Here is a 16,898-nt window from a genome sequence, read left to right as displayed (position 1 = left end):
GGACGAATAAATATAAAACTATTTAAAGGTGGTTTCGATCTTCGTGAAAAGACCGACAATTTTAGTATTAGGCGCCGGATATGGCGGTTTAGCAACTATAGTCAACTTACAAAAAAACATTGGACCTGACGTTGCGGATATTACACTAATCAACCAAAATGATTATCACTATGAATCAACTTGGTTACATGAAGCTTCAGCAGGAACATTAAGACCAGATCAAGTACGTTATGACATCGCAGATGTTATTAAATCAGATAAAGTTAAATTTGTTAAAGCATCTGTAGAAGGAATCGATATTCCTGGAAAACAAGTAACAACTGATAACGGTGTGTTTTCTTATGACTACCTAGTAATCGGTCTTGGATTCGAAGGCGAAACATTCGGTATTCCAGGTCTAGATAAGTATGCTTTGTCTATTGCAAATGTCAAAGCAGCTCGTCAAATCCGTGAACATATCGAATACCAATTCGCTACATGGTCAATGGAAGAAGTAAAAGATGATAGCCGTTTAACAATCGTTGTAGGTGGTGCTGGGTTTACAGGTATCGAGTTCCTTGGTGAACTTGGTAACCGAGTTCCTGAACTTTGCAAAGAGTTTGATGTACCTCAAGAAAAAGTTCGCGTTATTTGTGTAGAAGCTGCACCAATGGTATTACCAGGTTTCGACCCGGAATTAGTTGAATACGCAGTTGGACACCTTCAAGCAAAAGGAATTGAATTCTCAATTGGAACACCAGTTGTTGAAGCAACTCCTGAAGGCGTTAAGATCAAAAAAGGCGAAGAAGAGTTTGATTTCGTGAAAGCTGGCACAGTTGTTTGGGCTGCAGGCGTTCGAGGAAATCGTTTAATCGAACAAACTGGCATCGAAAACATGCGTGCTCGCGTTAAAGTTGAAAAAGATATGCGTGCTCCAGGCCACGATGATGTATTTATCGTTGGAGATTGTGCTTTATTAATTAATGAAGAAGTTAACCGTCCATACCCACCAACAGCTCAAATTGCTATGCAACAAGGTGTGACAGTGGCGAAGAACCTTATCGCTTTAATCAACGGTCAAGAAACAGAAACATTCGTACCTGACTTAAAAGGTAGTGTATGTTCACTTGGTGAGGACGATGCAATTGGCGTAGTCTTCGGTAAAAAAGTGACGGGTGCTAAAGCTTCATTCATGAAGAAAATGGTTGATAACCGTGCTCTATACATGTTAGGTGGCCCTTCATTAGTTGTTAAAAAAGGTAAGTTTAACGTTCTTTAATATTGATTTCTAAATCCCGTCTGGATCGTCCAGATGGGATTTTTTTAGGTTCAATGACAATGTATTCATGGAATTATTTACAAAATAGCTGTTTATAGATTAGGCAAAGTTTGTATTGTAATTTAGGTCTTACTGAAAAAAATTTGAGTATACCCATTATTATTAGGCAATTAATGGGCGTTTAACGCATATATAGGAAGATGTAGATTATAAGAAGCTCCTTTTATAAAAAAACGAGAAAAAAAGAGAAAAAGAGAGGATATGAGAGTAAAAGTAATATGTATTCGTTTACATTGTATGGGCATATGGTTTACAGGTAAATTTCTGTGTGTTATATTATCTGAAAATTAAGAATTGAAAATCAAAAGGAGATGGTCAATTTGACTACTTATAAAAAGGATGTTAAAGCCAATCAATGCCCATACTGTAAAGGAAATGGATACTTCCAATTACGTCTTGGTGGATCTGAGACTTGTTCATGCTGTGCTGGATCAGGTAGAAAATAATCAGCAATAAAGGTTCTTTTCGTAGAGATGCGAAAAGAGCCTTTATTGTTTGTCCATACAATCAATCCGAATAGCTCCTTTGACGCTGAATAAGTCCATAACATGTTACATTCCGATGAACAACTCACCAGGATATTGAAAGCAACATACCAATCATGTAAACTGTTGAAAGGAACGCATGGAGGGAACAATTCAATGGACGGTAATTTTACACTTGTAACGGTTATGTTATCCGTATTAATATTTATGGTAATGTTTTTCGGGATTGGTTTTTTACTCAATATGTTACTTCGCATGACCTGGTTGATGGCAATTGTCTATCCAATAATCGTCATCTTGATTATCGATGAAGTGGAATTCTTTGAATACTTCACATCACCTGTAATGGCATTTCAAGCTCTTGGAGATAAATTGATGGCTCTTCATTTCGCAGATATTTTAGTTTTATCGAGTGGTTTGGTGGGCGCAATCATTGCAGGAATCGTAATTAAAATGTTACGTAAAAATGGATATCAAATGTTTTAACAAAAAGTGTCTTTTAAGCTCAACGCTGACGCTTTAAGTATTGATGTGGAAATGCTTCCGTCTGAGTTACGGAAGGAAAGCTTAAACACCTGGCATTCTTTCATGGACCCACAAAGTTTAATATTTCATTTAACTAAAAAGCAGTGAAGCTCACAAAAGAGCTTCACTGCTTTTTATAATATAAAGACATAAATGATAATGGAAATAACTATACCAGTCAGAGCGCCCATAAACACTTCACTAGGCTTGTGTCCAAGTAGTGTTTTGAGCTCTTCAATTTTTTCTTCGTTTTTTTTCTGAGACCATCCTTTTGATTGATTAACAAATACTTGAAAGTCAACTCGCATTTGATTTATCATGATTGCTTGCTGTCCAGCCTGGAAACGCACGCCAGTCGCATCAAACATGACAATGATGGCAAAAATCGCAGATACAGCAAAAAGTGGTGAACCCAAGCCGGTTTCAAATGCCACTGCAGTGGTTAAGGCCGTTACTGCTGCAGAGTGGGAGCTCGGCATGCCACCAGTTGAAGTGAAAAGCTTCCAGTCCACAATTCCTGTTACTAAATAGGTAATCGGGATTTTTACGAGTTGAGCAAATATGATTCCGAATAGCGCTGCAAGGAGTGGAATATTTGTTAGAATGTCCATTGTTGTCCACCCTTTCGTGTTGAATTGTATAGTAAAGTATACCACATCTAGTACTCTAGAAAACGCGTAAAATCATGTAATGACAGATAATTCGAAAAGCGTAACATATTCGTATATAATAGAATTCGAATGTAAATAGATGGAGGGGTTAATGTGAAAGTAAATGTTGCTGGTATTAATTTTAATGAAGTACAAACAGAAGTATTGATTGTGGGAACATTTAAACATCCTGAAAATACACAAGGCTGGTCAGACTTTGTTTCTTTCTATGGTTCATCCTTGGAGAAATGGTTAAAGGCAGGAGATGTTTCGACTGATCACAAGAAATTGACGAAATTACCAACACTTCAAGAGGGTAAACTGCAACGCATTTTCTTTGTTGGACTTGGCGATCGTAAAACTTTAGATCAAGATGAATTACGTGATATTTTTGGGACAGTTGGAAAAGAACTAGTTTCTTCTAAAACGTCTAGTGTCTCCATTTGGTTGGATTCGTTTATCAATGAAGATATTGAAATAGAAGATGTGGCTTATCTTTCTGCAGAAGGAATTGGAATGGGACTATATAAAGTACCGAACTACAAAACATCTTCTAATGAAGTAGAAACTTACCTGGACAATGTTGATTTGTTAACGAATTCGGATGAACAGGAAATTTTGGCTTATTTTGAAGTCGGACAAGTGTATGCAGAAGCAGTTAATGAAGCCCGTACGTTAGTTAACATGCCTTCGAACGTATTGACGGCAACCAAAATGGCTGAGTACGCAAAAGAATTGGCAGAAACATATGATTTCGAATATGAAGAACTAGGTAAAGCTGAAATGGAAGAACTCGGAATGGGCGCAATTTTGGCAGTGAATCAAGGTTCAACAGAGGAACCACGATTAATGGTTATCAAATACCGTGCAAATGAAGAATGGACAGATGTTGTTGGTCTGGTAGGTAAAGGGATTACTTACGATACTGGTGGTTACTCCATTAAGCCTAAGGATGGTCTTGTTGGCATGAAAGGTGATATGGGTGGTGCAGCGGCTGTTTTAGGTGCGATGCGCATTATTGGTGAAACACGCCCTAATAAAAACGTCATAGCTGTCATTGCCTCTACTGATAACATGATTTCAGGCAATGCATTTAAACCTGATGATGTCATCACGTCTTTAAGTGGGAAAACGATTGAAATCCTAAATACGGATGCTGAAGGACGACTTGTGTTGGCTGATTCCGTCACATATGCCAAGCAACAAGGCGCGAACTATATTGTAGACGTTGCAACGTTGACTGGTGGCGTAATTATCGCTCTTGGTAAAGATAAAACAGGTGCACTGACGAATGATGAAACGTTCTTTGAAACATTTTTAGAAGCAACGGTTGAAACAGGCGAGTTTGTATGGAGATTGCCTTTAACTGAAAGCGATAAGAAACGAATTCGAAAAAGTGATGTGGCGGATTTAAATAATTCGCCGGGTCGAGACGGTCATATGATTTTTGGTGGTGGGTTTGTTGGTGAATTTGTTGAAAATACACCTTGGATTCATTTAGATATCGCAGGTACTTCTGATGCAAGCGCAGCACACGATTTAGGACCAAAAGGTGGAACTGGAGCAATGGTCCGTTCATTAGCGACGCTTGTGGAACGGATGAGTCTGGAAAATCCTGAAGAATAAACGGTTAGAATGTAAAGACTAGTTTTAGGGTGCTATTTTGGCTTATAGGCTATATGCATATGTCACACTTCCTTTTTTTCATACGTTAGGAAAGAGAGGAGGGGACATATGAATCGCTATCGACCTTATTATGGTGGAGGATTTGGAAGAGGATTTGGTGGTGGGTTTGGACGTGGTTTTGGAGGACTGGGCTTTTTTGGTGGTCCATTTTTAGGGGGCTTGGCAGGAAGCTTGCTTGGCTCAGCATTCTATAATCAACCTTACTATCAGCCTTATTATTACCCATATCAATATCAATATCCTTATAATCCTTATAATCCATATCGCCCATATTAAAAAAACGCTTTTGCTCTCCCGTTACGGGAACAGCAAAAGCGTTTTATTTTATTTCAAGCCGAGTCTTTACGTTTTATTTTGTTCATGTTGTTTTTTACGTTCAGCTACAACAGGTGCTAATTCATCTTTAACTGATTTATCCCAGAGCTTTACTCCTGTCAAATAGGCAGAGCGGCCGATGACGTGTCCGCCAACTGGTCCTGTGATAAATAAAAATACGATGCCTAGCAGAATACGAGTATTGATATGTCCTTCGATTAACCAAAAGTGGAGAAATACACCCAGCAGGATAAACATAACCCCGAGCGTAGCGCTTTTGGAAGCCGCATGAGTTCGGGAATAAACATCCGGCAGGCGAATTAAGCCAATAGCGGTCACAAGAATGAAAATTACTCCAAAAACTATCGTAGAAACGATAAGTATATTAGCTATGATCGTTGTCACGTTGGATTATCTCTCCTTTCTCTAAAAACTTAGAGAAAGCCACAGTGCCGATAAATGCTAAAATGGCTAACAGTAAAATGATTTCAAGGAAAAAGCTAGTATCAACTAGTATAGAAAATAGCCCAATCATGCAGATAAGTGCAACCCCTAATGAATCGAGTGCTACAACTCTGTCAGGAATTGAAGGCCCGACAATTAATCTGTAGATAAAAGCCAACATGGACAGGCTGATTAAGATGACCATGACCCAAAAGAACACCATCATCAGCGGCTCACCTCCTGTATGGCTTTTTCAAAAGTATTTTTAATCGAATCAATTGCTTCATCAGCATCGTCATAATGCAATGCATGGATATATAAAATTTTGGAATCCTTGGAGACGTCGAGAACAAGGGTACCAGGAGTCAACGTAATTAAACTTGCTAATAGTGTGATTTCCCAATCCTTTTCCAAAACAATAGGAAGTGCAAATATGGCTGGTTTGATTGGCATCTTGGGCTGAATAATCAACAATAGAACTTGAATATTAGCCATAATCAATTCCCTTAAAAATAGCATAATCAGTTTAATCACGGCCAACACACGATTCATATAGAAACGTCCTGGAAAAAATCCTTTTGTTATCCAGAGCATCAGCATTCCTAATAAAAATCCGACGATAAACGTGGAAGCATTAAATGATACGGACAAAAACATCCAAAGAAAGGCGATAAAAAAATTCAGCATAATTTGAAATGCCATCTTAAGCACCCCCTAAAACAGCTTTTATATAGAGAGCTGGTTCTAGCAATACACTCGCTGCGTCACTCATATAAGGGACCAACCACTCAGAACCTACGCCATACAAAACACTGATTGCTACTAGAATGACTGCTGGCATAAATAATCCGCGGTAGTGCTGTCTTGTAAGAGGCTTTATCTCTACCGTCTCACCCCAGAAAGCATAAATGAAAATGCGGATCACGGATAATAAAACAGCTAGACTAGAAAGTAAAATTAAAATACTTCCCCATAGATTCCCTGCTTCAAATCCACCTTGTACGATAAGCAATTTCCCTATAAATCCACTCAAAGGTGGTATACCGGCTAATCCAAAAGCAGCTATTAAGTAAGTCCATCCAAGCATCGGATAAGTTTTAATCAACCCACCCATTTTTCTTAAATCAGATGTGCCAGTAATCGCAATAATGACACCAATTAATAAGAACAAAGCCCCTTTAATCAAAATGTCATGAATTAAGTAGAACACAGAACCCATTAAAGCTGCTTCATTCATTTGGGATGCACCAAATAATATAACGCCAACAGCAATAATGATGTTATAGATGATAATTTTCTTTACATCAAAGTAAGCTAGCGCTCCAATACATCCCGCAATAATTGTTAGAATCGAAAGAATCATCAGCATTTCGTGTGTAAACCCTTGATCCAACGTAAAAAACAGAGTATATGTACGCATGATGGCATAGACCCCTACTTTGGTCAATAACGCCCCGAATAAGGCCAATACAGGAATTGGAGGTGCCGCATAAGAACTTGGCAACCAGAAATAAAGCGGAAATATCGCACCTTTCAATCCAAATACAAGCAGGAATAATACCGCGATGACTGTGATAATTCCCGGTTGATCAATTTGTGCGATTTTTACTGAAATATCAGCCATATTCAAAGTACCGATAACGGAATATAAGTAAGCAACGGTTACAACAAACAAAGCAGATGAAATGACGTTCACCAAAATATATTTAATAGATTCCCTTAATTGTCCTTTTTCACCACCAAGAACAATCAACAAGTAGGAAGACATAAGTAATACTTCAAAAAATACGAACATGTTGAAAATATCGCCGGTAGTAAATGCGCCATTCACGCCCGTTAACATGAACAAGATGCCAGGATAGTAGAAAAAGGATTCTCGATCCTTTCCGATTGATGAAAAACTATACCAGACAACTAAAAGGGCAATCAATGTCGAGGACAGGACAAGTAATACTGATAACATATCCGAAACCATCGAAATACCAAAAGGGGCAGGCCAGCTACCTAGTGTAATGGCTTGGATGCCATTTGTTTTAACTTTATAAAGTAATACAAGAGTTACCCCAAAGGTCAGTACAAGAGCAGTAGAAGCAACTGTTCGTTGTGCCAGAATCTTCTTTGGAAAAAGCATTAATATCATGGCAAAGAAAAAAGGAAGCAAGATAGGGAACAAAAGCAAATTAATCATGATCTTCAGTTCCTCTCATTAAATTCATATTGTCTGTACCCAATTCCTGATAAGCGCGATAAGCAAGTACCAAGAAAAATGCAGTTACACCGAAACTGATGACAATTGCAGTCAATATCAGTGCCTGAGGTAGTGGGTCAGCGTAATCCGTCACACCATGTGAAACAACCGGCGGTGCGGATCCTTCAAGTCCACCCATCGTTAGAATCAGTAAATGTGCTCCGTGACTGAGTAAACCGGTACCAATAATAATGCGCAGCAGACTTTTTGAAAGCATTAAATAAACTGCTGCCATGAATAGAAAACCGATGACAAAACACATGACAATTTCCATTAATCATCAGCTCCAATCGATTGAATAATGGTCATCGTAACGCCTACGACAACTAAATATACACCTGTATCAAACAACATGGCGGTATGTAATGACTGTTTCCCCAATAGAGGAAGATGGAAATAATCAAAGGCATGTGTAAAGAAAGGTACATTGAAGAAAATAGCTCCTGCAGCTGTACTTAATGCCAATAATAATCCGATTGCCGTCATGACCGTATAGTTGATTGGTAAAGCAGTTGTAACCGTTTTTAAATCAAATGCCAGCAACAACAGGACGATTCCGCTGGCAGTCAGTAAACCTCCTACAAATCCGCCACCAGGTGTATAATGACCAGCGAAGAAAATGTGAATCGAAAAGAGAAAAATGATAAAGAAGATGATTTTTGTCGTTGTTTGTAAAATAACATCATTTGTCTTCAATTCGATTCACCTCTTTCTTTTTAGTCAGGCGCAGCTGAATCAACGCAATAATGCCAAGAGATGCGATTGCGAGAACTGCAATTTCAAATAAAGTATCAAAACCACGATAGTCAACTAAAATAACGTTTACGATGTTTCCGCCACCGGCTTCCTTATAGACCGTTTTTTCATAATAAGAAGAAATGGACGGCACGAGCTTCTGTGAATGAGCGGAAAGTGCAACGATGGTAACGGTAACGCCAACGCCAATGGCAACCAATGCATTGCCCAAACGGAATTTCATTCGATTTTCATGGCGATTTAATTTTGGTAGGTGATAAAAAGCCAATAGGAAGAGTGCAACTGAAACTGTTTCAATAACCAATTGTGTCAGTGCTAAGTCAGGCGCATTGAAAATGACAAAGAATAGAGCAACTGAGTATCCTACTGCACCCAATGCAATGATGGAAGTTAATCGGGACTTAGCCAATAAGATGGTTAATGTACCAGCGATTAACACAAGGGCGATAATCAATTCATAAAAACGAATTGGAGCCAAAGTAGCGAAGCTAATATCAAAAGCTTCTTTAATGAAAACTGTACTAATTGTTAAAAGAACAATCCCAGTAAACATATACACTAAATATGAGCGAATGAAGCCTGTCATATAAAATCTTGTTAGACGGTTTGTCCCTACTTCACTCAGAAACATCATGGTGTCGTACAGACGATTAAGTGTGAAACCTTGCGGGAATTTATTGTATAGTGGTTGCCATTTAGACAAGGTCGCATATAGGAGATACCCCAAAAGGACAATTCCAATGGTCATCCACAATTCAATATTGGGCCCATGCCAAGCTTTAATGTGAATGTGTATATCTTCAGGAACATCGTAAAGGTAGGGTTGTATAGCCACAACAGCTGGTTTTACCAAAACATCACCAATAACGTTAGGAATGAAGAAGATTGCTACTACGAGAGACCCTAATATGGCAGGTGAAATGAGCATGCCAATCGGTGCTTCATGCGCTTGTTTTGGTAATAGATCTGGTTTGTGTTTCCCAGTAAACGTGCGGAATACAAAATAGAAACTATATATAAATGTGAACACGCTCGCAATCCAAGCGATAATCGGGAACAAGATCCCCCAAGTATCAAACGCAAACAAATTAAAATCTTGTATGGAGAGCATTCCCGTTAAAAACATCTCTTTACTCAAGAAACCGTTAAATGGAGGAAGGCCTGCCATTGAAAAACTTCCAATAAGAGCAATGGTAAAACTGATTGGCATCATGCTCATGAGACCACCTAGTTTTCGAATATCCCGGGTCCCAGTCTCATGATCGACGATACCGGCAATCATAAACAGACTACCTTTAAATGTCGCGTGATTCACTAAGTGGAAAATAGCTGCAAAAGCAGCATATTTAAAAATGGAATCCTCTTCTATTCCTGTGTGGAAAGAAATCGCTCCTGCACCAAGTAAAGACATAATTAAGCCAAGTTGACTTACTGTTGAGAAAGCCAAAATGCCTTTTAAGTCTGTTTGTTTCAAAGCAAAGAATGAACCCCAGAAGAGTGTTAATAATCCGATTCCAGTCACAAGCCAAATCCACCATTCAGAACTTGCGAAAATTGGCGTGAACCGAGCTACTAGATAAAGACCGGCTTTAACCATTGTGGCTGAGTGTAAGTAAGCACTGACTGGAGTAGGTGCTTCCATTGCATCCGGTAACCAAATATAGAATGGGAACTGTGCAGACTTGGTGAAAGCCCCAAGTAAAATGAGAATTAGAGACCATACAAACCATTCATGGTTGCCGAGCTCTGGAGCGGAAGCAATCAATTCCCGAATTGAATAAGTGTCTCCCATGATTGAAAGAAGTACGAAGCCACCGAGCATCATTAATCCGCCAAATACGGTAATCATCATTGATTTTAAAGCACCGAAGCGGGAACGATCTCGTTTATACCAATACCCAATCAATAAGAATGATGAGATTGATGTCAATTCCCAGAAGAAATACAAACTGATCATATGATCGGATTGTACAACCCCAAGCATCGCTGTCATGAAGAGTAGCAAATAAACGTAGAAGTTATGCAATTGCTCACGTGTTTTATCCAGATAGAATATGGAATATAAGACAACCAATGAGCCAATACCGGTAATGAGTAGAGAAAATAACAAACTCAATCCGTCTATGTAAGAGGTTACAGAAATGTTCAACGAAGGAATCCATTCGAAAGAGGAAGTAAATGATTCTCCATTTTTAACCTTTGATAAAAATGTGGTATAAAGGCTGAACAATATAACTGGAACGGCTAGTACAAACCAACCGGTGTGAATGCCACGTACTTTTTTATATAAAAAAGGAATCACTAGTGCGGCAAGCATGGGGATGAAAATAAAATAGACAAAAGACAAGTTAATCCTCCTTTTTAGAACAATCACAATTTCTCACTATAAAGACAATTATAGCGTACATATAGAGTGATTGCATGGGATACTCCTTACAGCAGTGGGAATTGCCTTCTAACTTTCCTCACTATGATAAATAGGAAGAAACCACAGTAGATTTCATAATTAATCATAAAAAATTCACAAAAAAAAGCGCCTCTCAAGATAGAGATACGCTTTAAAACTGAATTATGCTTGCTGATGTGCTTCTTCATTGAGCAACACTTTTTCAAAATCTTGATCAGGTTTTTTTCGAGTAGATGTCAGAACTAAATACGACAAGAGAAATAAAGCACCTGTTACGAAAAAGACAGAAGAAATCCCTATATATCCACTGACTATACCGCCTAACATCGGACCGATGATGTTCCCAAAAAATCGAAAACTCGTATTATAACCCATCATCTCTCCTTGAATCTCTATCGGAGATTCACGTCTGACCAGTGCAGTAGTAATTGGGACCAAGCCGCCAACGGCAATCCCAAATAGGAGTCTTAAAATAATCAATTGCCATAGTTCTGTTACAAAAGCTTGCGGGATAATGAAAAGAAAAGCCAGGATGAGCAGGAAACTTAACACTTTCTCATAGCCTATGGAATCTCCCAGTTGTCCCCATTTTCTTGCGAATAATAAATTCCCGACTCCAGCTGCACTGAACGTAATTCCGGCAAGCAGAGCTACTTGAGAGGAATCGGACAATCCTGAAACATAAAGCGAAAGAAGCGGCTGGATGCTAAAGTTCCCGATTTGAATCAAGGCAGTAATAATCATTACGTTAAATACCAATCGATGATGAATGATTCCAGATAAGACGGTTTTTCGTGAATACACATGTGCATCAGAAGCAGGAATATTTTTAGTTTCTCTTATACCAACCATAATAAGAATTGCTGCAAATGCAATAACTGCTGATGTGATGACAAATGTATACTGAAAACCAAATGAATCTGCAAGAAAGCCGCCGAGAACGGGTCCGAATAATGTACCAGAAACACTTCCCATTTGAAGGGTTCCAAGTGTCTTACCTGCTACCTCTTTAGGTGTTTGGGAACTAATGAAGGCAAGTGATGTTGGTATAAACCCAGTAACTACCCCCATAAACAAACGTAACAAGAAGAAAGCTTCCACTGAATGTACAAATCCCATGAGTAGAATACTGATGGATATCCCAAAACCTGTAATGATTAATATTGGTTTATAACCGAAGCGATCAGCGATTCTTCCCCAAATTGGTGACATAAGGAAAGCTGAAACGAAGGTAATGCCAAAAACAAAACCTGACCATTTTTGTACATATGAATCAGAAAAGTCACCCATTGTATCTATATAAAGTGACAGGAAGGGCATAATCATCGTTGCGGTTCCTGCTACTAAAAAATTTGATATCCATATAATATAAAAATTTCTTTTTTCATTGACCAAATAAATTCCTTCTTTCATTTCGACTACAAAGTAAGCGTTATTGTTTAATTATAAAACATTTCGTCTGACGAAGGAAGTGGAATGACTTATTTACTGAAATTGTTATCAGAATATGATAGACTATTTTAGGGTGAAATGAACATGAAAAAACGAGGATGGCTGTTATTAATTAGCTTGTTTGTCCTGTTAGCAGGATGTGGCACAAAAGAAAGTGTCGAAAAAGAAGAAACAGAAAAACCAACTGAAGAAACGAAAGAAACTACTACAACTACATCTGAAGGAGAGAGTGCAATGTATCCACAATTATCAACAGAAGTTGCTTCAAATGAAGCGTTAGTCGTAATGAACACAACGATGGGTGCGATTAAGATTAAACTTTTCCCAGAAATCGCTCCTAAAACAGTCGAAAACTTTATTACTCATGCTGAAAATGGCTATTATGATGGCATCATTTTCCACCGAATCATTCAAGATTTCATGATCCAAGGTGGCGACCCAACTGGTACAGGTATGGGTGGAGAAAGCATTTACGGACCTAAATTTGAAGATGAGTTCTCGGATAAAGCTTTCAACTTGCGTGGCGCATTATCAATGGCGAACGCTGGTCCAGGGACAAACGGAAGTCAGTTCTTTATCGTTCAAGCTAGCCGTGTAGATTCAAGCATGCTAAACCAACTGAAACAAGCTGGATACCCAGAAGAAATCATTGAAGCTTATTCTACAAACGGTGGAACTCCTTGGTTGGATAACCGTCACACAGTTTTCGGACAAGTTATTGAAGGTATGGACGTTGTGGATTCGATGACTAAGGTTAAAAAGAACTCAAGCGACAAACCACTTGAAGACATCAAAATCGAATCTATCGAAGTACTTCAAAAATAAGTTAGGAAGTGTTCCAAATGAATGATTGGATTCTCAACTTTCTATACTTTCCAGAAGATAAGTCTGCCTATATTCCTGCGGCTTTTCAATTCTTGATTTTTGCAATCCTTTGCGTCCTTGCTTTTCGCTGGATTATCAAACTTTCAAAAAAACAAGAACAAAAGACGAAGGATTTAGAAGAACGTATTTTACGTGAACGTCAGACCGACAAACAAAAAGATCAAAACTAAAAATATAAGGGGCTGTCCTTGTCATTAATATGACTTTTAGGACAGCCCCTTTTCTTATTTGCTTGTGAATATTGATATATCGTAAAACAGTTGCGCTTACTCGTCGCAGTGTCTAAGAATAAGTATATCGAGAAAAATTAAGGAGAACATTGGATAGATTCAACGAATTCTCGAAAGTTGCAACCAAATCGAAAAAGTTCATCTCTTTTTGAAGAGTTGTACCAAAACTCCTGAGAAATTGATTCAAATCTGTCATTTTACTGAGCAATCCAAGAATTCCTTTTACGTTAATGCCTTTATAAAACGGGCAACCCCATCCTCAAGTACCTCTCTCGGACAAGCGATATTCATTCTAAAAAATCCTGTTCCCGCTTTTCCATATTTAGAGCCAGGTTCCAAAGCTAGCTTTCCTTTGGTCAACAGTAGGTTCATGATCTCATTTTCAGATAGACCTGTATCGCGGGTATCAATCCATAACAAATAGGTTCCGTTCGGTTTCGTTATTTTTATGGATGGAATAGCATTGGTTATTTCAGAAATGACATAGTCCATATGGGAAGAAAGGACAGAGAGCAATTCTTCTAGCCAAGCTTCTCCATGTTCGTAAGCGGCAGATAATGCAGTTGCCGCAAATGGACTTAATTCCATTTGACCGTGAGCAAGCGCGTTTTCTTTCAGCTTTTCTCGTTTCTCTTCATCCGTTGCAATCATGACAGCAGCCTGTACACCAGCCAAATTAAAGGTTTTTGTGGGAGCGACACAAGTTATAATGCGATTTTCTTCCCCGTTGGCAACAGAAACAAGAGGAATGTGTTGATGAGGAGCGAAAACCAAATCGCTATGAATCTCATCAGATAAAATCAAGGTATTGTATTTCGCGCACAATCGCACGATTTCTGCCAAAATTTCTTTTGACCACACCATTCCCCCTGGATTATGTGGATTACATAAAATGAAAAGTTTCACACCTTGAGATAACTGGTCTTCGAAACTACGGAAATTAAATTCATATGTTCCATTTTTTTCAATGAGGAAATTCTCTACTACTTGTCTTCCTTGTTTTTCAGGAATGGAGAAAAACGGGGGATAGACAGGAGATGAAATCAAAATACGGTCCCCTTTTTGAGTAAAGGTTTCAATAACTGTCGCAATGGCAGGAACTACACCATGATGAAAGAGCATCCAGTCAGTTTGTGTTTGCCAGCCATGCCTCTTATATAGCCAATTTTGTACAGCGGTTTTACATCCTTCGCACATATATGAATAGCCAAAAATTGGATGTTTGAGTCGTTCTTCAAGTGCATCAATGACTGCTTGTGGCGCTGCGAAATCCATGTCTGCTACCCACATTGGCAAGATATCTGAAGCATCTTCTATTCCATATATCGTCTCCATTAAATCCCATTTAACTGAGCGAGTATTTCGTCGATCGATTACTTGTTCAAACGAAGTCAAAGCAATTCCTTCTTTCCTTTTTTTATTAATATGTTATCATAGCTCTTATTAAAGAAAAGTAAATAGGTGAAAAATGATGGAAAACATTGAAATGAATCGTAAAGCAGTGAGGTTGCTTCAATTGTGGGATCCTTTCAACATGGGTACAGATGCATATGATACGGAAACGGCAGATGTCGTAGCAGCTCTACAAGCAATCGATCACCCAACTGAACTCGCAAAACGCATACAGGAAGTATATGAACATTCATATGAACAATGGATTCCTATTGAACAATGTGTTCAAATTTCTTATAAATTAATAGCAGTAAAATATGAGGCAAAATGCATCGTATAAATACATCACAAAAAAGAGCGCTCACCAATGGTGAACGCTCTTTTCATGTATTATGAACTAACTTGAAGTCCGTCCAACAAATTAGAGGCTGGAACTTCGAGTGCGTTGGATAATTTCAAAATGGTCTGTACAGAAGGGACTTCCGTACCTGCTTCATATTGTTCTAATTTCCCCGCACCAATTCTTGTTTTTAGTGATAAATCTTCTAAAGACATATTACGTTCTTCTCGCAATAAGCGAAGTTGAGTGTGAAATTCATGTTTCATCTTCATGCACTCCTTTCCATCATACATCGTATGTTTTCAACTATCTTATCATACATCATAGATAAAGATTTTGTGAAATAAGTCGTTTCACAGACAGTTATTAACCTCTAAAAACTGAAATCATGGCATTTAGAAAGACCACGATGATAGCAATCGGAGCCAGATAACGAACAATCAAATGCCAGGTAGTAAATGTTAAAGAAGAAATATTCAATTCGTCGAACGTTTCTTGTTTCTTTAAAACGTACCCTGCAAAGATCGATATCATTAATGCGCCTAAAGGTAAACCAAAATTATTTGTCAGGAAATCAGCAAAATCAAAGAAAGTTTTTCCAAAAATCTTCACATCTGAAAATACACCGAAAGATAGAGCACTAGGAATACCCACAAGGAAAATAAGCAAACCGTAAATCCATGAAGAACGTTTCCTTTTATCATATGCATTTTTAATTCCCATTGACACTACAGTCTCTAACATCGCAATAGAGGATGTTAAAGTTGCAAATAACATCAAGATGAAGAACAACAACATAAAGAAGGCACCGAATGGAATTTGTTCAAATACTGCAGGTAAAATGATGAACACTAAACCAGGTCCTTCATTCGGTGAGTAACCGAGTGCAAAAACCGCCGGGAAAATAACCAGTCCGGCCATAAGGGAAATGCCGATATTTAACAATGAGACGCTGAAAGCTGAATTTCCTAATTTTTGTTCTTTTGGCAAGTACGAAGCATAGGTCATCATTCCGGCTACCCCAACACTAAGTGAGAAGAACGCCTGTCCTAATGCCAAAAGCATGGTTTGTGCAGTAAAGTAAGACCAATCCGGCACAAACATGAATTTAACACCTTCCATAGCACCGTCCAGTGTCAATGAACGAATAACAAGTACTACAAAGAAAATCAAGAGAGCGGGCATCATGATGCGGCTGGCACGTTCAATTCCAGCCTCAATGCCGCCTTGAACGATTAAAATTGTTAATAACATAAAGACAGCTTGCCCAAGTAATACTTCCCACGGGTTGGCTATAATACTGTCGAATAAGTTCGCGTAATAACTTTCACCACTATTATTTAGGCTGAACATTAATGCTCTTCCTAAATAAGATAAAATCCATCCACCTACAACACTGTAAAATGAAAGAATAATAAATGAGAAAAAGAACCCTGACCATCCGATTAAAAACCATTTCTTCCCCGGTGCCAGTTTTTTAAGTCCAGTAATTGCATCGGCTTGGCCTTTACGTCCTATGACGAACTCCGCAAGCAAAATCGGCAAACCAATCAACAAGGTACTGATGATAAATAATAAGACAAACACGCTACCACCGTTTGTTCCTGCCATATATGGAAACTTCCATATTGCCCCCAGCCCTATAGCACTTCCAGCTGCTGCGAGGACGAAGCCTATCTTAGATGCAAAATGATCGCGTTTTGCCATGTACTCCAACTCCTTCAATCTTTAAAGATTTTTCTTATTCTACACGAGAGCCGTCGAA

The 16,898-nt window shown here is 38.5% G+C and carries 19 protein-coding genes and 1 pseudogene; 8 read left to right on the top strand and 12 right to left on the bottom strand.

Going from position 1 to position 16,898, the window contains the following annotated elements:
* Nucleotides 1-43: 43 nt before the first annotated feature.
* The 3 genes from M9R32_RS09475 to M9R32_RS09465 all read left to right on the top strand — a co-directional run bounded on the left by M9R32_RS09475 (nt 44) and on the right by M9R32_RS09465 (nt 2,289).
* Nucleotides 44-1,258: an NAD(P)/FAD-dependent oxidoreductase gene (locus M9R32_RS09475; RefSeq protein ID WP_269926501.1), complete on the top strand. Its 1,215-nt coding sequence runs from the start codon at nt 44-46 to the stop codon at nt 1,256-1,258.
* 371 nt (nt 1,259-1,629) lie between these two features.
* Nucleotides 1,630-1,764 carry a YuiA family protein gene (locus M9R32_RS09470; RefSeq protein WP_269926500.1) on the top strand — a complete coding sequence of 45 codons (135 nt, stop codon included), beginning with the start codon at nt 1,630-1,632 and terminating at the stop codon, nt 1,762-1,764.
* Nucleotides 1,765-1,959: 195 nt separating this feature from the next.
* Nucleotides 1,960-2,289: a YuiB family protein gene (locus tag M9R32_RS09465; RefSeq protein ID WP_269926499.1), complete on the top strand. Its 330-nt coding sequence runs from the start codon at nt 1,960-1,962 to the stop codon at nt 2,287-2,289.
* A 173-nt stretch (nt 2,290-2,462) separates the two neighbouring features.
* Here the strand turns inward: M9R32_RS09465 and M9R32_RS09460 are convergent, their stop codons facing one another.
* The gene (locus tag M9R32_RS09460; RefSeq protein WP_269926498.1) at nt 2,463-2,939 is read right to left on the bottom strand and encodes a divergent PAP2 family protein; all 477 of its coding nucleotides are present in this window, start codon (nt 2,937-2,939) and stop codon (nt 2,463-2,465) included.
* Nucleotides 2,940-3,092: 153 nt separating this feature from the next.
* Here M9R32_RS09460 and M9R32_RS09455 point away from each other — a divergent pair, with 153 nt between their 5' ends.
* A complete protein-coding gene (locus tag M9R32_RS09455; RefSeq protein ID WP_269926497.1) occupies nt 3,093-4,604 on the top strand; it encodes a leucyl aminopeptidase in 1,512 nt (503 codons plus the stop codon).
* Nucleotides 4,605-4,724: 120 nt separating this feature from the next.
* Nucleotides 4,725-4,940, top strand: a pseudogene (locus M9R32_RS09450) (hypothetical protein); the annotation flags it as partial.
* Nucleotides 4,941-5,006: 66 nt separating this feature from the next.
* On the opposite strand, the gene mnhG reads toward M9R32_RS09450, so the two are convergent.
* The 8 genes from mnhG to M9R32_RS09410 form a co-directional block, all read right to left on the bottom strand.
* The gene (gene mnhG, locus M9R32_RS09445; protein ID WP_269926495.1) at nt 5,007-5,384 is read right to left on the bottom strand and encodes a monovalent cation/H(+) antiporter subunit G; all 378 of its coding nucleotides are present in this window, start codon (nt 5,382-5,384) and stop codon (nt 5,007-5,009) included.
* Nucleotides 5,365-5,649, bottom strand: coding sequence for a Na(+)/H(+) antiporter subunit F1 (locus M9R32_RS09440; protein WP_269926494.1), 285 nt, complete (start codon nt 5,647-5,649; stop codon nt 5,365-5,367). Before M9R32_RS09440 ends, mnhG begins: the two co-directional genes overlap by 20 nt.
* Complete coding sequence (locus M9R32_RS09435; RefSeq protein WP_269926493.1) at nt 5,649-6,125, bottom strand: Na+/H+ antiporter subunit E; 477 nt, start codon at nt 6,123-6,125, stop codon at nt 5,649-5,651. The genes M9R32_RS09440 and M9R32_RS09435 overlap by 1 nt, the downstream gene beginning before the upstream one ends.
* 1 nt (nt 6,126) lies before the next feature.
* Complete coding sequence (locus M9R32_RS09430) at nt 6,127-7,611, bottom strand: Na+/H+ antiporter subunit D (protein ID WP_269926492.1); 1,485 nt, start codon at nt 7,609-7,611, stop codon at nt 6,127-6,129.
* Nucleotides 7,604-7,945 (bottom strand): Na(+)/H(+) antiporter subunit C, encoded by a 342-nt coding sequence (locus tag M9R32_RS09425; RefSeq protein WP_269926491.1) that lies wholly within the window; start codon nt 7,943-7,945, stop codon nt 7,604-7,606. The genes M9R32_RS09430 and M9R32_RS09425 overlap by 8 nt, the downstream gene beginning before the upstream one ends.
* On the bottom strand, nt 7,945-8,367 hold the full coding sequence (locus M9R32_RS09420) for a Na(+)/H(+) antiporter subunit B (protein ID WP_269926490.1): 423 nt from the start codon (nt 8,365-8,367) through the stop codon (nt 7,945-7,947). The genes M9R32_RS09425 and M9R32_RS09420 overlap by 1 nt, the downstream gene beginning before the upstream one ends.
* Nucleotides 8,354-10,774: a Na+/H+ antiporter subunit A gene (locus M9R32_RS09415; RefSeq protein WP_269926489.1), complete on the bottom strand. Its 2,421-nt coding sequence runs from the start codon at nt 10,772-10,774 to the stop codon at nt 8,354-8,356. The genes M9R32_RS09420 and M9R32_RS09415 overlap by 14 nt, the downstream gene beginning before the upstream one ends.
* 222 nt (nt 10,775-10,996) lie before the next feature.
* On the bottom strand, nt 10,997-12,229 hold the full coding sequence (locus M9R32_RS09410; protein WP_269926488.1) for an MFS transporter: 1,233 nt from the start codon (nt 12,227-12,229) through the stop codon (nt 10,997-10,999).
* A 141-nt stretch (nt 12,230-12,370) separates the two neighbouring features.
* Here M9R32_RS09410 and M9R32_RS09405 point away from each other — a divergent pair, with 141 nt between their 5' ends.
* Both M9R32_RS09405 and M9R32_RS09400 read left to right on the top strand, forming a co-directional pair.
* Nucleotides 12,371-13,111 carry a peptidylprolyl isomerase gene (locus tag M9R32_RS09405; protein ID WP_269926487.1) on the top strand — a complete coding sequence of 247 codons (741 nt, stop codon included), beginning with the start codon at nt 12,371-12,373 and terminating at the stop codon, nt 13,109-13,111.
* 17 nt (nt 13,112-13,128) lie between these two features.
* A complete protein-coding gene (locus M9R32_RS09400) occupies nt 13,129-13,341 on the top strand; it encodes a hypothetical protein (RefSeq protein WP_269926486.1) in 213 nt (70 codons plus the stop codon).
* Between the two features lie 282 nt (nt 13,342-13,623).
* Here M9R32_RS09400 and M9R32_RS09395 read toward each other — a convergent pair whose 3' ends face one another.
* Nucleotides 13,624-14,796, bottom strand: a complete 1,173-nt coding sequence (locus M9R32_RS09395; protein WP_269926485.1) for a MalY/PatB family protein — start codon at nt 14,794-14,796, stop codon at nt 13,624-13,626.
* 76 nt (nt 14,797-14,872) lie between these two features.
* Between M9R32_RS09395 and M9R32_RS09390 the strand changes: the two genes are divergently transcribed.
* The gene (locus M9R32_RS09390) at nt 14,873-15,133 is read left to right on the top strand and encodes a DUF1871 family protein (protein WP_269926484.1); all 261 of its coding nucleotides are present in this window, start codon (nt 14,873-14,875) and stop codon (nt 15,131-15,133) included.
* A gap of 50 nt (nt 15,134-15,183) precedes the next feature.
* Here M9R32_RS09390 and M9R32_RS09385 read toward each other — a convergent pair whose 3' ends face one another.
* Together M9R32_RS09385 and M9R32_RS09380 are read right to left on the bottom strand one after the other, a co-directional pair.
* Entirely contained in the window at nt 15,184-15,399 is a 216-nt protein-coding gene (locus M9R32_RS09385) for a helix-turn-helix domain-containing protein (protein WP_269926483.1), read from the bottom strand.
* Between the two features lie 100 nt (nt 15,400-15,499).
* Nucleotides 15,500-16,840: a sodium-dependent transporter gene (locus tag M9R32_RS09380; protein ID WP_269926482.1), complete on the bottom strand. Its 1,341-nt coding sequence runs from the start codon at nt 16,838-16,840 to the stop codon at nt 15,500-15,502.
* Between the last annotated feature and the right edge of the window lie 58 nt (nt 16,841-16,898).

The sequence above is a fragment of the Paenisporosarcina quisquiliarum genome (genome assembly GCF_027563315.1).
Lineage (GTDB): Bacteria > Bacillota > Bacilli > Bacillales_A > Planococcaceae > Paenisporosarcina > Paenisporosarcina quisquiliarum.
The sequence above is the reverse complement of the archived record's forward strand: the minus strand, read 5'-3'. Positions and strand labels throughout refer to the sequence as shown.